14 protein-coding genes are annotated in these 15,194 nt (G+C 59.7%); 10 read left to right on the top strand and 4 right to left on the bottom strand.

What is annotated here, in order from left to right; translation table 11 throughout:
• Positions 1-43: 43 nt before the first annotated feature.
• The 3 genes from FZ934_RS22465 (at position 44) to FZ934_RS22455 (ending at position 3,891) form a co-directional block, all read left to right on the top strand.
• Positions 44-1,225: an MFS transporter gene (locus tag FZ934_RS22465; protein WP_153273083.1), complete on the top strand. Its 1,182-nt coding sequence runs from the start codon at positions 44-46 to the stop codon at positions 1,223-1,225.
• 111 nt (positions 1,226-1,336) lie between these two features.
• Complete coding sequence (locus FZ934_RS22460) at positions 1,337-2,170, top strand: aldo/keto reductase (RefSeq protein ID WP_153273082.1); 834 nt, start codon at positions 1,337-1,339, stop codon at positions 2,168-2,170.
• 137 nt (positions 2,171-2,307) lie between these two features.
• Positions 2,308-3,891, top strand: a complete 1,584-nt coding sequence (locus tag FZ934_RS22455; protein WP_153273081.1) for a Na+/H+ antiporter — start codon at positions 2,308-2,310, stop codon at positions 3,889-3,891.
• Positions 3,892-3,911: 20 nt separating this feature from the next.
• Here FZ934_RS22455 and FZ934_RS22450 read toward each other — a convergent pair whose 3' ends face one another.
• Positions 3,912-4,931 carry a DUF3095 family protein gene (locus FZ934_RS22450; RefSeq protein ID WP_153273080.1) on the bottom strand — a complete coding sequence of 340 codons (1,020 nt, stop codon included), beginning with the start codon at positions 4,929-4,931 and terminating at the stop codon, positions 3,912-3,914.
• Positions 4,932-5,525: 594 nt separating this feature from the next.
• On the opposite strand from FZ934_RS22450, the gene FZ934_RS22445 reads away from it, so the two are divergent.
• The 5 genes from FZ934_RS22445 (at position 5,526) to FZ934_RS22425 (ending at position 10,310) form a co-directional block, all read left to right on the top strand.
• Positions 5,526-6,872 (top strand): NAD(P)/FAD-dependent oxidoreductase, encoded by a 1,347-nt coding sequence (locus tag FZ934_RS22445; protein WP_153273079.1) that lies wholly within the window; start codon positions 5,526-5,528, stop codon positions 6,870-6,872.
• Positions 6,873-6,893: 21 nt separating this feature from the next.
• Positions 6,894-7,796, top strand: a complete 903-nt coding sequence (locus FZ934_RS22440; RefSeq protein ID WP_153273078.1) for a DMT family transporter — start codon at positions 6,894-6,896, stop codon at positions 7,794-7,796.
• Positions 7,797-7,991: 195 nt separating this feature from the next.
• Positions 7,992-8,486: a histidine kinase gene (locus FZ934_RS22435; protein ID WP_153273077.1), complete on the top strand. Its 495-nt coding sequence runs from the start codon at positions 7,992-7,994 to the stop codon at positions 8,484-8,486.
• 462 nt (positions 8,487-8,948) lie between these two features.
• Entirely contained in the window at positions 8,949-9,959 is a 1,011-nt protein-coding gene (locus tag FZ934_RS22430) for a GlxA family transcriptional regulator (protein WP_153273076.1), read from the top strand.
• Between the two features lie 99 nt (positions 9,960-10,058).
• A complete protein-coding gene (locus tag FZ934_RS22425; RefSeq protein WP_153273075.1) occupies positions 10,059-10,310 on the top strand; it encodes a hypothetical protein in 252 nt (83 codons plus the stop codon).
• Positions 10,311-10,473: 163 nt separating this feature from the next.
• Here the strand turns inward: FZ934_RS22425 and FZ934_RS22420 are convergent, their stop codons facing one another.
• On the bottom strand, positions 10,474-10,959 hold the full coding sequence (locus FZ934_RS22420; RefSeq protein ID WP_153273074.1) for a GFA family protein: 486 nt from the start codon (positions 10,957-10,959) through the stop codon (positions 10,474-10,476).
• Positions 10,960-11,142: 183 nt separating this feature from the next.
• Entirely contained in the window at positions 11,143-11,886 is a 744-nt protein-coding gene (locus FZ934_RS22415; protein ID WP_281409941.1) for a DUF6030 family protein, read from the bottom strand.
• Between the two features lie 380 nt (positions 11,887-12,266).
• On the opposite strand from FZ934_RS22415, the gene FZ934_RS22410 reads away from it, so the two are divergent.
• Together FZ934_RS22410 and FZ934_RS22405 are read left to right on the top strand one after the other, a co-directional pair.
• Complete coding sequence (locus FZ934_RS22410) at positions 12,267-13,346, top strand: helix-turn-helix transcriptional regulator (protein ID WP_153273072.1); 1,080 nt, start codon at positions 12,267-12,269, stop codon at positions 13,344-13,346.
• A 332-nt stretch (positions 13,347-13,678) separates the two neighbouring features.
• Positions 13,679-13,927, top strand: a complete 249-nt coding sequence (locus tag FZ934_RS22405) for a hypothetical protein (protein WP_153273071.1) — start codon at positions 13,679-13,681, stop codon at positions 13,925-13,927.
• A 21-nt stretch (positions 13,928-13,948) separates the two neighbouring features.
• Here the strand turns inward: FZ934_RS22405 and FZ934_RS22400 are convergent, their stop codons facing one another.
• The gene (locus tag FZ934_RS22400) at positions 13,949-15,067 is read right to left on the bottom strand and encodes an OpgC family protein (protein ID WP_153273070.1); all 1,119 of its coding nucleotides are present in this window, start codon (positions 15,065-15,067) and stop codon (positions 13,949-13,951) included.
• Positions 15,068-15,194 lie beyond the last annotated feature (127 nt).

The following is a 15,194-nucleotide window of genomic DNA, read 5'->3' as shown; positions in this document are numbered from 1 at the left end:
TGAAAATGCCCTGCTGGAACATGCGGGCATAGAGGAACTTGTCATGCCCTTAGCCATCCTTGCCTTGACGATCGCGGCCTACGCGATCGGTACCACGGAGTTTGTCATCGTCGGCCTCCTGCCGACCGTTGCCAATGACCTCCACATCACCCTTCCGCTCGCCGGCCTCATCGTCAGCGTTTACGCCCTTGGCGTGACCTTCGGCGCGCCAATCCTGACTGCTCTCACGGGAAAGATCGAACGAAAGCCGTTGCTGCTCGGCCTCATGGCCCTGTTCATCGTCGGCAATACCGCCGCGGCACTTGCACCGAGCTACGATATATTGCTCGTCGCCCGCGTGCTGGCAGCCTTCGCCCACGGTGTCTTCTTCTCGGTGGGCTCCACCATTGCGGCGGACCTGGTACCCGAAAATCGTCGTGCGTCGGCCATTGCCATGATGTTCATGGGATTGACCGTCGCCATCGTCACCGGCGTTCCGATGGGAACCTATATCGGCCAGATTCTCGGCTGGCGGGCCACGTTCTGGGCAGTCGCCGCTCTCGGCATCGTTGCGTTTCTCGCGATCGCAATTCTCCTGCCGAGGAATCTGAAAAAAGCACCGCCTGCCCGGCTTATCGACCAGGTTCGCGTTCTCGGCTCCGGGCGCCTGCTTATCGTCTTTGCGATGACCGCACTTGGCTACGGCGGCACATTCGTTGCCTTTACGTTTCTCGCGCCGATCCTGCAGGAAATCACCGGTTTCTCCGAGCGCAGCGTGAGCCTCATTCTGGTGCTCTACGGCCTTGCGATCGCAGTCGGCAACATCGCCGGCGGCAGGATTGCGAACAACAATCCGGTCAAGGCGCTGATCGGCCTCTTCACGATGCAGGCGATCGTGCTCACTATCCTCACCTTCACTGCGACATCGCCGGTGCTGATGATCGTAACGCTTGCGGCGCTCGGTTTCCTCCAGTTCGGCAACGTGCCCGGCCTGCAGCTCTATGTCGTGCAGCTCGCCAAGGAACATCGCCCCGGCGCGGTCGACGTCGCCTCTGCGCTCAACATCGCAGCCTTCAACCTCGGCATCGCGATCGGCGCCTGGCTCGGCGGCATCGTGGTCGAATCCCCGCTGGGACTCGGTGCTACGCCATGGGTCGGAGCTATTCTCGTCGTCGGAGCACTGCTGCTCACGATCTGGAGCGGCGCACTCGATCGGCGCGGCGTCCCCGCTCTGAACGCGGCGTGATCACTTGGGGGCAAACGCCCCCATTCCGATCCGCCAGACATGTCTAGTGCTCTTGATCCTCGCCCAAAACGCTCAAATTGAACGCCCCTCTCAATTCCCTGGAGACAAACAATGCACACTGTAACCGCCAATGGCGTAACCATTCCTGCTCTCGGCTTCGGCACTTTCCGGATTCCTGGCAGCGACGTTCTCAAGATCGTGCCGCATGCGCTGAAGCTTGGCTTCCGCCACGTCGATACCGCGCAGATCTACGGAAACGAGGCCGAAGTCGGCGAAGCAATCGTCACGTCAGGCATCCAGCGCCGCGACATATTCCTGACCACGAAGGTGTGGGTCGAGAACTACAAGCGTGAGGCTTTCCTGAAGTCGGTCGACGAGAGCCTGGCAAAGCTCAAGACCGACTATGTCGACCTTCTCTTGCTGCACTGGCCGAATGATAAAGTCTCCCTCGCCGAGCAGATATCGGCGCTCAACGACGTAAAGGAGGCAGGCAAGGTTCGCCATATCGGCGTCTCCAACTTTACGACTGCGCTCATGGCGGAAGCGCGCGCCCTTTCCAAGGCGCCGCTCGTCACCAACCAGATCGAGTACCATCCCTATATCAATCAGGACGTCGTCATTGCCGCAGCAAAGGCGGCCGACATGTCCGTGACGGGCTATTTCGGTATGGCCGACGGCAAGGTTTTCTCCGATCCGGTTCTGAAGGATATTGGCGCAAATCACGGCAAGACGGTCGCGCAGGTGGTGTTGCGCTGGCTTGTGCAGCAGGATGGTATCATCGCGCTCTCCAAGACTGTCAGCGAGGCTCGTGTTGCCGAAAACCTGGCGATCTTCGATCTCAACCTATCGCGCGACGAAATGGCGGCGATCCATGCGCTCGCCAAAGCCGACGGCAGGATCGTGTCGCCTGACGGTCTCGCTCCTAGCTGGGACAAGGTTGCTTGAGCCAGTAACGTGGGCACACCTTCGGACGTCATTCGTCCGAAGGTGTCAAGCGATCGCCTGACGGCTCCCCGTGTTGCAGTTTGACCGGCAAAATTCTGTGCTAGTCTGCTGCGAGCTTGGCCGTGTCGGGGAGACGCATGGACGCAACACATCTCTTCGAACTGGTGATCGCGATGTTCCTTGCGATCATCGCCCTTCATTACCTCGCGCGAAGGCTTGGGCTGCCGCCATCAGTGGCATTGCTTGCCGGCGGCGCGACTCTTGCCTTCGTTCCCGGCCTGCCGGCGATCACGGTCGATCCGGAACTGGTGCTCGTCATATTCCTTCCTCCGCTGCTTCTGGATGGTGCCTGGTCGATCGCAGTTGGCAGGTTGCGACGGCACATGGTGGGCATCGCCTCGCTCGCAATCGGCGCCGTGTTCTTTACGACCGTGATGATCGCAGTCGTGGCTCACCTTCTCATGCCGGCGCTTCCCTGGGCTGCATGCGCTGCTCTTGGTGCGATCGTATCACCTCCAGACGCCGTGTCCGCCCGGGCAGTGCTTGAACGCGTGAAGCTGCCACGCCGGCTGCAGATCCTGCTCGAAGGCGAGAGCTTGCTGAATGACGCCAGCGGCCTGGTGCTTTTCAGGTTCGCGGTTGCCGCGGCGGCGACGGGAACCTTCAGCGCCACCAGCGCCATCGGCAATTTCTTCCTGCTCGCCATCGGAGGCGCGCTGGTCGGCGCTGTCGTTGGAACCGTGTGGGTGAAATTCGTTCGTCGTCTCGGCGACGAATACCTCATTATCGCAGCGACAACGCTGCTCGCATGGATCTCCTACCTGCTTGGCGAGTTTCTGCATGTCTCCGGCGTGATAGCCACCGTGACCACGGGGCTGGTCGCGACCTGGCACCAGCATACCGTTCTATCCGCCGCCACACGCATGCGCGGAACGTCGTTCTGGGAAGTTTTCGTCTTCCTCATGGAAGCCTCCGTATTCATCCTGATTGGCCTGTCGCTCCGGGATGTGGTGGAGCGCGGTGGAGGGTTCGGCCAGCTGGCCGAGACGATGGCGCTGCCAGCGCTGGCAATCCTGCTTGCGCTCGTCGTCACGCGCTTTGCATGGATATTCGGATCCGAGCTTGTCATTCGGGTGTGCAACGGTCTCGGCCTGGCGAAGACCGCACCAATAGGCGGGGGCGGGGTCGTGGTTCTCGGATGGGCCGGTGTCCGTGGAGTTGTGACCCTGGCTCTTGCACTGAGCCTGCCGCAGGATTTCCCCGACCGCGACTTCATTCTCGTCATGGCCTTTGCCGTGATTGTCGGGACGGTCCTTGTGCAAGGTACGACGCTCGGTCGGGTGATCAGCTGGGCCGGCCTCACCGAGCCGGAATCCGAAAAAGCTCGGATGACAATGAGCGAGGCCGAAGCGGCGATGGCGCAGGTACAGTTCGCATCGGTGCGCGATCTCGCCTACGATCGCGACGGGAAGCTCATCCATCCTCAACTGCTTGAACGCTACCAGCGCAGGGCGACTGCTATTATCGACTACGCGGCCCGCACCGAGGATTACAAGCCGGTGCTTCATGCCCATTTCGACGTTGTGCTGGAAGCCGTCGCCGTCGGGCGAAAGGAGCTTATTCGGCTCCACCGGGCAGGTGAGATCGACGACGAGACCCTACAGGAGCTTGAGCGAGATCTCGACCTGGAAGAACTGAGTGCGATTTCGGCGAAGGCCTGAGCAGGATTCTAGTGACGACCTTATGCCGCCTTGCGCATCATGGCGGCCGCCATCGAGTAACCGCCATCCATGCCGTCGAGGAAGTGACGGTGTGCATGGGGGTTAGACGACGGCACGAAGCAGGTCATGATCGCATGTGATTGGCAATGAAGGCCGTAGGTGACTTCGCCACGTAGCTCTGCAGCCTTGAGCATCGACCTCACGATTTCGACCTGCTCCAGCGAGCAGTCCACCGTGAGGCGGAGCGCATCGTCATACTTGCGGAAGTCGGAATTCTGAGCGGCGGTGGTCCAGATCTTAGCATTGATCCTGCCGCTCTTTGGATCCCCTGCCGGGCGCTCTTGCGGAAGCGGTATGGAATTGCGCGGATCACGATCAAACACCTCGACGATGCGCTTCGCGAGATGCGTGAAAGCAGCACTTTCTTCCGCCCGTGGCGCGACCAGCAGGGACAAAATTGTCCCGTTGTTGTTGGCAAAGGGTGCCCAGTCGCAGGAAAGGCCGGTCAAATCAGGAGCGTCGGCACTTCCTTCTCGGTCGCCGGGAGACTGGATGCGTCCGAGCTTCAACTGCTCCTCCATCCAGCGGATTCCGCCCCCTGAAAACATGGTGTAGGTCACATTGCTCGATGCGGCATAAGGTGCGATCCTTACATCGTGGCCATTCGCGCGGATGTCGCGCAAGCTCGTCAAGCCGGCGCGCATCTCCAGCCCGAGCTCCCGTTCCGCGTATGCCGCGACCTGACGAAGCGCCATCTCCGCCGTGTCCCGGGCAGTGCCCTGCACGGCGAAAGCTGCGCCATCTCCTCCGAAGGTGAACGGGAAATCGAACGTACCCAAGGCATTGCCGAGAGCCGCGATGATCGCAACACCTGCGCGGTTTACATCGCGATAGCGCCCCTGTCCGATCACCTCAGTAGAATGAACGATATCGGTCATTCCGATCAGCCAGTCTTCAGGAAGAGGTTCGTAGGCAGACTGATCGAGCACGCTTGCAAACTCGTTGTAGGCACGCTCCCTGTTTGTCAACGATGCAATCATGATCTAGCTCCGGGCGCAGGTGTTTCTAGCCGCGTTGCGCGGCGGTTTCGACAATCACCTAAACCAAGGGGAGTTGTCCGGCATATATCCGGATCGGGCCAATTTTATATGGAAGCGTATGCTCAGAGGCGTCTGAAACATTAGAATACAAATCTTTCCCGTCGAAGCCGACGTATCTCGCCTTGGTTCGCGGCTGAACAGCTCCTTTTTCCGTTCCCAGCGTTTCCTTCCAATAGGAGCACCGCAGCATTTGCATAGCTGCGTTGCACAAAAAATGTTTTCCAAGCGGTCAAAAAAAGTGCATAACGCCTACAGCTGATGCACATGGCGGCTTTCCTCCCAGTTCCGCCGCAGCAGCTGTTCCCCTCTGGAGGTTTTTGACCTTCACACCTTATGGGCCGCGGTTTTCCGTCGGCCCTTTTTTCTTTTGTCCATCCGTTAACTCGACGAGCGGTCCTGCGGCGCTAAAATGGCCCCGACTTGGGCCGCGTGTGGCACCATTCCCGCACACTCCCTCAAAACGTCTTGCTGTTCTTGAACTGCCACACAAGTGTGATTACGAGGAGCTGGTCTCTTGCCGTCTGGATGCGTCGCGTGCCCAATTTCCCGTTCTCCGTAGCCGATCCCGTTCAATTTCAAAGCCCACTGCCGAAATCGTCAGATGTCGTCATCATCGGTGGTGGCGTTATTGGTGTCACTACAGCTCTTTTCCTGGCGAAGCGGAATATTTCTGTCACGCTGCTCGAAAAGGGCCGCATCGCAGCCGAGCAATCGTCACGGAACTGGGGATGGATCCGAAAGCAGGGACGCGATGCAGACGAGTTGCCAATCGTCATCGAGGCGTGCCGGCTCTGGCGGGAGCTTGCGCAGGAAACCGGCGAAGATATCGGCCTCAACGAGACCGGCGTGACTTATCTGGCGAGTTCCGACAAGGAAATGGCAGCCTTCGAGGCCTTCATGCGGATCGCCGCCGCTCACGACGTCGACACGCGCCTTGTCGATGGCAATGAAACATCAAGCCTCATCCAAGGCATGTCCAAGCGCTACGCCGGGGCGATGACGACACCGTCCGACATGCGGGCCGAACCCTGGCTGGCGGTGCCTGCGCTCGCGCGGCTGGCCTCGCGGCTGGGGGTGACGATCGTGGAGAATTGTGCGGCGCGGGGACTCGACGTCGCCGCAGGAAGGATCAGCGGCGTATGGACCGAGGCCGGTCGCATTGAAACCTCCACCGTCCTCGTCGCCAGCGGCGCCTGGTCGTCGCTGTTCTTGCGAAAGCACCATGTGGTGATCCCGCAGTTGAGCGTCAGGGCGACCGTTGCCGCGACTGAACCGCTGCCCGAGGTCTACAAGGGCGCCGCTATCGAGCACGGCATTGCGTTTCGACGGCGGCAGGACGGCGGCTACACGCTGGCGGCGGGTGGGAGCAATCTGCTCTATGTCGGGCCCGACGCATTCCGGCACGCCACGAAATATCTGCCGGCGCTCATGGCCCATCCCGCAGGAACGCGGTATCACCCTATTGCGCCAACGGGATACCCCGATGGCTGGTCGACACCACGCGACTGGTCGCCGGATAGCGAAAGCCCGTTCGAACGGATGCGGGTGCTCAACCCCGCTCCGGTCCGCTCAAGTCTCGATGCGATCGAGCGCAACTTTCCGGCGCTTTTCCCGAATCTCGGAAAAGTGCGCCTCAAGGCGACCTGGGCGGGAATGATCGATGCGATGCCCGACGTCGTTCCCATCATCGATCGCGTGCCTGCGATCGCCGGTCTGCTGGTCGCAACTGGGATGAGTGGTCACGGCTTCGGCATCGGTCCCGGTGTTGGCAGGGTCGTCTCCGACATGATCCAGGGCAATTCCGTCGGTCACGATATCCGCCGCTTCCGCTTCGATCGCTTCTGCGATGGCAGTCCGATCCGACTGGGGCCGGCGATTTAGTATGTTTTACGAGGTTCTTTAATGACTTTTGGAAAAACCACCGCGAGCCCTTTGGTGGGCATTGCGCTGGCGTCAGCCGGATATTCATGCTTCGCGTTGCAGGATGCCTTGGTGAAATGGCTTGTGGCCGACTATGAAGTTCCGCAGATCCTGTTCATGCGCAGTCTGGTGATCGTGCTGGTCACCGGTGTGCTCCTGCGCTATCGCCGTCACCCCTCGATCTTCAAGAGTCCCTACAGGAACACGGTCGTTCTTCGCGCGGCGCTCATGCTCATCGCCTGGCTGCTTTTCTACAATGCTGCGCGACATATCGGCCTGGCGGAGCTGACCACACTCTACTTCTCGGCTCCGATCATAACGATTTTCCTGTCGATCATCGTCTTGAAGGAATCCGTCGGGGTAGGGCGCTGGATCGCCGGCGTGGGAGGCTTCGTCGGCGTGTTGGTCGCAGCCAATCCGACACATTCCCCGAACCTCATCCCAGCCGCCATGTGCATCGTGGCGGGCCTGTGCTGGGCGTGGAGCACGATCCTTGTCCGTCTGGTGAGCCGAAGCGAAAGCACGTTGACGCAGATGTATGCCACGAGCCTGCTGTTCGGTCTCGCATGCGCTGTCTCCTTCCCGTGGATATGGAAGACGCCTGACGCCATCGGCTGGATGCTCATGATTGCGCTCGGTGTGGTCGCAACGGTCGGCCAGTTCCTCCTTTACGAAGGCTTTCGTCATGCACCAGCCTCCGCGCTCGCGCCGGTGGAATATACGGGGCTCATCTGGGCCTTCGTTTACGGCTATGCGATCTGGGCTGAAGTACCGACGCTCAACGTCTTCATCGGTGCGCTGCTGATCGTCGGCTCCAGCATTGTACTCGTCGCCTGGGAACGACGACTAGTAATCGCGGCACGCACGCCTGCATCGCAACAGTAGGCGATCTTCGATCGCGTGCGGCGGAACCGTCGAGCTGGGCGAACCGTTTGTATCGCATGCGTACAGTAGAGTGATGTCGTACGGCTTCTTGCACGTGCCAGTGAGGTCGGGTTTCTGTCGAACATCTTACAGGGTTGAGGTGGGATATTAAGATATCGGCGCTATTCGTCGCTCGTGGCCCCCAAGGATTTTCCGATGAATAGAACCATTGCCCTTGCACTGCTCGCATTCACCATTCCCGCCTTCGCCCATGCGGCGACGCTGAAATTCCCAAGCGACGCACCCATCGCCAGCATCACCATCCCCGACAGCTGGGGACCCAGTGAAACAGAGAGCGGCATCGAAGCAACGTCGGCCGACTCGGCCGTCTATCTTTCCGCCGATGTCGCAGACAACGGCTCGATCGAGAAGGTGGTCTCCGACGCCGTGGATTTCCTGACGAAAAACGGCGTCAACATCGATCCGTCGACGCAGAAAGACACGCCGGTTACCGAGGTGAACGGCATGAACATGACGACGATCGAGTGGGACGGCAAGGACGAGGACGGCCCCGTCAGCGTCGGTCTGCTCTTTGTCCAGACGTCTCAGGACAAGGCGCTTGTCGTCACCTATTGGGGCAACAAGGGCGAGGAAGACAAGCACGACGCGGAAGTGAAAGCCATCGTGGCGTCCATCAAGCCAGTCAATTGACCGGGCGAGGCAGCGAACTCGGTTCGCTGCCTTTTTTCCAACCTGCCGACAAGCGTCTCTCGGTCTTCGCGTCGAAGAGATGCACCTTGCTGAAATCCGACTGAAGCGGGCGATTATATCGCCAGCAAGGAGATTCGCGAACCGTAGAAACGATGTTCGTTCCCGCGAGAACCGCGGTGATCTGCGTCGTTGGTTCGATCACCGCGACTTCGCCCTGCTTGGCATCTCGGTCATGGAGTACCTGGCGCGGTACCGGCTAGCCCGCGCGCTGGAGCGGCTCGCAGCGACAAACAACACGTCGTCGGCTGCTCCCAAGTGATCGATGGCGGACACGCTCTTCCGCATCGGGGATTGCGCCTGCGTCGTTGGTCACAACGCCGTGGTCGTGGACGAGCGGGATCCACTCGCGTAGGGATTTTAAGATCGCTTGATGATGGGCTTTCGAAACAGGAGGCATGACCGATGAGACCAGAGGATTTTCGAACCGGGGAAAATGCAGTCGCAACCAAGCAGCTCAAGGTTGGCTTCGTGCTTGCGCGGACATTCACGCTATCGGCATTCGCCCTTTTCGTAGACACCTTGCGTCTTGCGAGCGATCAGTTCGATCGCTCCGGAAGGGTGCGGGCCGATTGGCAGGTTCTGGGAAGCACGCGTCATCTCGTCACCTCAAGCTGCGGCGTCCAGGTCGCGCCGACCTCCGACTTCATCGACCCGTCTCGCTTTGACTACATCGTGGTGGTTGGCGGTCTACTGACCGTCGACCGACCGGTGGACGACGAAACCGTCGCATTCCTGAAGCGTGCCGCCGCACAACGCGTTCCCCTGATAGGTCTCTGCACTGGGACCTTCATCCTTGCCGAGGCCGGCCTCATGGGTAACCACAACTCCTGCGTCAGCTGGCTCCATGTACAGGCTTACAAGGAGCGGTTTCCGACCCTGTCGGCTCGCTCGGACCGGCTCTTCAATCTCGACGCCCAGCGCGGTTCGTGTGCGGGCGGAACCAGCGCCGCAGACATGGCCGCACTTCTTGTTCGCCGATACATCAGCCACGAGGCGGAACGAAATGCGCTCGAAGTCCTGCAGATCGAGAAGGCAAGATCTCCGGGAGACGTACAGCCGCACCGGCCGCTCTATGAAAACTACGAGGATGATCGTGTCAGGGCTGCGATGATCCTGATGGAACAGAACATGGAGTACTGCATCTCGATCCCCGAACTCGCGTCCTCGGTCGGCCTGTCGCGGCGGCAGCTCGAGCGCGTCTTCATGGAGAAGGCGGGGATGTCGCCGGCGCAGGCCTACAAGCGCGTCCGACTGAAACGGGCAAAGGCACTCCTTGCAAACCCCAAACTGTCGATGATCGAAATCGCGCTCGATGTCGGCTTCGAAAACGCCTCACACTTCACGCGCGCCTTCAAGCGAACCTTCGGCGCGACGCCCTCGCAGGTGCGGGCAATGCCTTTGGAGGTGCACTGAGCATGCGCCAGCCTGCGGTTCCGGCATCCGCATGATCCACAATGACGACAGCCATGATATCGCCGAACTCTGCGTGGACAATCCTCCGAGGAGGCAGTGATGCAGGAACGATATGAAGATCGCTATGTTGAACTGACGACGCGGCTCCGGTCCGTTGAAGCGTTCTGCGACTTCCTTGCGCAAGGAGGAACGGTACGCGTCGCTGACAAAGACGGGGCGGCTTTTACCGAGGTGACAAATGTGATGCTTTCGCGACAGCGCCGCGAGGCCGAAGCAATCCGGCGCATGAGACGGAGCCTTTTTCCGGATCGGGGAGACGACGACTTCCCACCGCTCTACAGCAGCCACTGAACGCGTCAGGCAAAAAGCAGAGGTCACTCGGCTGAGTTTATATGGGAACGGGGTATCCGCGCTCCCATAACGAAGGTCGGTCCCGAAATGATCCGGTCATCGATCCGTCGTAAAAGCAACGGCTCAGAAAAGTCGCTGATCGACACTATGGGCGAGCGGGATGCTAATCGGCCGGCGGCCAATTGATCGTTTCGTGGTCAGGATGCTGGTGATTGGTGCTGGAAATCCGGTGCAGCATCTCTGCGTTGTCGGCGTAAGTCGGCCGATCTCCGGGCACCTGGATCAGCCCGGCGTACCAGGCGACGCGGCTCTCATTTCCATACTGATTTTCCGGTGGCGCGCGATCGGGCTCGTCGAGCGTCCCGACAAGAATTCCCACATCCTCGGCATCCGGATAGTCGAATATCAGCGGAGTACCGCAGTCGCGGCAATAGCCCCGGCGAGCGATATCCGAACTATGAAAATAACTGACTGTTCCGCGTGTCACGCGAAATGCGGACTTCACGACAGGGCAGATGATCGCGAAGGGGCCGCCAACCGCCTTCTGGCACATGCGACAGTGGCACACGTGAACGTTCTGCGGTTGCTGATCAAGCGCGTATCGGATCGCGCCGCACTGGCAGCCTCCAGTCAAAACATGGGTTTGCATAGGTTTCTTCCAAACGACATTTTCATCTACCTGGTCGGCAACGATCGCATCAGGAAACAGATCCGTTCGACAGAATGCAAGGAGCGATTTGACCGCTGCTCGTCGTGGGCCGCCGTCATTAGGGAGCGTTCGAACCACCTGACAGGCCGGACAACGAGACCATATTTCGTCCTGATGACCGCGTTACCTGCTCGACACCGTTAGAAGCACAGGACGCATCCTCGCGAAATCCGGCTTGACCATCCATCGATCCGGAGAGAAGTACGCTCTTGTGCGGGCCTGCTGGTCGGAGTTCTGAGACAGGACCAGGGTGAAATCGTAGCTGTTTTCCCGGCTCAGCTCTCGCCTGAACTCGAAGGATGCGCCGAAGCGTTCGCATCTGATATCCAGCAGTTTCCGGATCGGGATCAGCGTGTCCTGAAAGTCCCCCCACCGTACCTCGTTGACCAAGACCTCGAAGATGCGCATCAGGGACGGGTCGAGGAGCCCTTGGTCATCCGTCGTCGGCCCGACAATCCTGCCGCTGATCTCAAGAACCTCACCCGATGCGTTTCCGCGAACGCGCAGAAAGGTCGAGCGCAGAGGACGAATATCGTCTCTCTCATAGATCCGCTGAAAATAGCATTCGTAGCTGACGCCACGCATGGAAGCGGCGCGCCACTCTGTCGCCTCTATGCCGGCGTCACGGAAGGCTGCACAGATCTGGGGTCCGGATATCCGCCACCTGCGAATGAACTGGCTGGTCAGTTCGGGACTTGGAGCGTCGAAAAGGCGTGTTCCACCCAACATGGAAGATTGCGAACTGACGGGCACGGCAATCACATCCCCAGTCGATTGAGCGGGCAAGGCCTCATTGTCAACGATCGGATTTTGGTGGCGACTAAGAGCCACCTCTCGCCAATGGAGCGCCCCTGAAACCGCCCCCATGACGACGACGCAGACGAGCCCTACGAGCACTATCCGGCTTTTCCTCCAAGGCGGCGAGGTCGCTGCTTGACCTCCTGAAGACTGGCTTCCCAAATTCAACACCACCGCGAGCGTGAATGCGACATCGCTAACATAGCAGCGGTTGAAGACGTTTGGAAGTGATCGGTCCAGGAGCGACGCTGGTCCAGGCTTTCAGTGCTGAATGCCGGGCAACGACGAAGCCATCTCGGCCTGTCGCCAGTCAGAAGTCTCGGCGCGCACAAGCTTGCGCGCCGCGCCAAACACCCAGCGTTGTGGCTGTGGCGTCATCTAAGGCGGGTTGTAAAAAAGACCGCAACATTGTGTTGTATGTGTTAGGCTTCCCGGTGCAGGGGACGCACATGGATCACGACTTCATCGACACGATATACGAAGCTGCGGTGGTGCCGGAGCTCTCGAAAGGCCCTGGATTACTCGACCAGCTGGCCCGGCGCAGCCAATCGCGCGACGGTGTCCTGATGGGAGTTTCCCCGGATGGGGATTTCAGGTGGATCGGAAATGATTCCGTCATTCCGAAGATGCAGGCCTATATCGACGGGGGCTGGGGATCCAAGAACCCCTATCTTCATAGTGAGGAGCGAAGCCGCAAGTTCGCGGAACCCCGCTTCCTGATGGACACCGACGTGATGTCCGTCGAGGAGATGATGGAAAGCGAATACTACCAGGGCTTCATGCGTCCTCACGGATGCTTCTGGCATGCAGGCACCGGAATAACCTCGCCATCGGGAGACATCATCAAGCTGTCGGTGCACCGCAGCTTCGAGGAGGGCCCTCTCCCAAAAGAGGTGACAACGGCGCTGACGGAGCTCCGGCCACACCTTGCGCGGGCGGCGCTGTTGGCATCGAGGCTTAAGTTCGAACAGATCAAGTCCACTGTGGATGCTATGGAGACGCTCGGAATTTGGGCGGCGGCGTTGAAGAACGGGCGGCTTGTGGTCGCCAACAAAAGCTTTGCGAGCCTCATTCCAGGTGTCATTCGCGACCACCGGCGCCGACTTGTGTTTGCTCAGAAGGCGGCGGACGCCCGCTGGGCATCGTTGTTGGACGCGCGCGTCGCCAAACTCGGCGGCTCCTTTCCCATTGCCGCCGAAGATGAACACCCAGCGATGGTCGTCCACGCGCTACCGATCGCAGGCGCAGCGCACGACATCTTCAACGCCGCGGATCTTTTGCTTGCTATCACTCCGGTGCTCAAGGATGCCAAGGTCGACGATGGCATTCTCGCTGGCCTCTATGACTTGACCCCCGCCGAGGCGAGTGTGGCCCGGGAGATCGGGCTCGGCAGAAGTGTCGACGAAGTCGCAAAGTCCCGCGATGTTTCGGTCGGAACGGTTCGCGCACAGCTTCACGCCGTATTCGACAAGACAGGCTCCAAGCGGCAGATCGACCTCGCCCGGCTGATCTTCGGTCTCTCCAAATAAACGACTGATGGTGACTGGAGCAGGCGGGCTTATATCAATTGGTATATGCGCGCCTCGCCGGTTCTCGTTACTCTCTTATAGGTTGACCGGGAAGAGGGTTGAGCGCTGAAACGGTCTCCTGCGTTTCAGTTCGCTGCGCGTCAGAGCTTCCCGTTCACCACCAATTTTCCGTACCAGCGTAGGCGGCGTCTCCGTTCCGTGGGGACGTCGGCACCGCCCGCGCGGCTCCGCATGTTTGGTCATCCGAGGATGACAGCATCCGTTTTCATCGAGGTCCTCGCGTAAGCGACGCAATTGTTGTTATCTGGCTCCGGCATTCGTTGAGGCAGCATATGACGACGTTGGAAGAACTCATTGATCGCACGCGCGGCGACCTGGCCGACGAGTCGCTCGGCGTGCGCCGTAGCTGGGAAGACATGTTCAGGTACACGCTCAAGCACTATCCAAAGGAGACTCCTCTGGAAGAGTTTGATGTGGAGGTATTGGAAGCCCGTTTCAGAGCCTCCAATATGAACCCGCCGGTGGTTGACGGTTACGCGAAGAGATGGCGCGATTTGCTCCAACGATCGACCCGCGTTTAGCGTCGCCGATCGATCTTGGTTCTATGCCATCTGCGAACGAGGCCGTAGCGCCATTTTCTCGGCCTGCAGACGTATTGCCACGGCATATTGAACCGCCAAGCCCACCGCGAGCGTCGCGCAGTCAAGGGCAGGCGAGAACGCGTAGGCATCTCTCAGAACCTGTAGCGAAATGCAGACAACCGATCCCCAGGCGAACACAGCGAGGCCTTGCTTTCCAAGCAGGGACACAGCGGCCAGCTTGGCGCTCCCAGCGATCGCACGGAACGCGGCAATCTGAGAGATCACGTATGCCAGCGCCAGGATATGCATCAGCCGAGGAAGGGGCAGTATCCCCTTGTCAAATCCGACCAGCAGAGCCGGGTGATCGCCCCAACTCGTCAGATCGTAATGCTGGCCCTGAATGACGAACATTGCAAAGGCGAGATACGCGATCGCAGCCGTCATCAACACCGGGCTGTATCTGACGAGAACCTCGCCCTCTTTCGACGAGATGCCGGCGCATAGCCCGATGCAGTAGATCAGCTGCCACGAGAACGGATTCAGGAACCACGAGCCTTCGGTTGGGAAGTTCGGCAGATTGATATTATTCCAGCCGGCAATCGCCCAGATCAAAACGGACACGGCCAACAGAAGACGCCGGCTGCGCGAGGCAAGAGCCAGGAAGAAAGGCGTCGCTGCCAGCAGCAGCATATAGAGCGGCAGGATGTTGAAGTAGCCGAGTTGATGCGTCATGCCGAGCACGCCAAGGGCGGTCGCCCATGGCGCTTCAAGATACGACATCATGTTGACGCGTTCGGAAAGTGCGGTCGTACCCAGAAAATTGTGGCCGGCCATCAAAATGACGACCGCCAGCGCCGTCGTGAGCAGATGGACGCTGTAAAGCCGGCCCGCGCGGCGCAATATGCGAGCAATCGCGTGAATACGATCGCGGGCGTAGGCGCTCGAATAGGCGAGGCCCGCAGACATGCCGGACATCAGGACGAAGGCCTCGGCGGCATCCGAGAAACCGAAGTTCTTCGACGTAACTCCTTCCATCATATTGCCAGGCACATGGTTGATGAAGATCATAACCAGAGCCAGGCCACGGAAAAAATCAAGGCGCGGATCTCGGCCGGCCGATGGAGCGGCAGGGTGCTGCATTGCTAACTTGTCCTGGTGATTCATTTCTGTTGACGACGAACCAAAGGTAGCAATCGCCGGATGAAGCCGACATGAACGAGCAGTTCACATTCCTGACATCCGAACTGAAATAGCCGCCCAGGGCTTT

Source organism: Rhizobium grahamii (genome assembly GCF_009498215.1).
Classification (GTDB): domain Bacteria; phylum Pseudomonadota; class Alphaproteobacteria; order Rhizobiales; family Rhizobiaceae; genus Rhizobium; species Rhizobium grahamii_A.
Note: the sequence above shows the minus strand (reverse complement) of the source record. Positions and strands in the feature narration are given on the sequence as shown.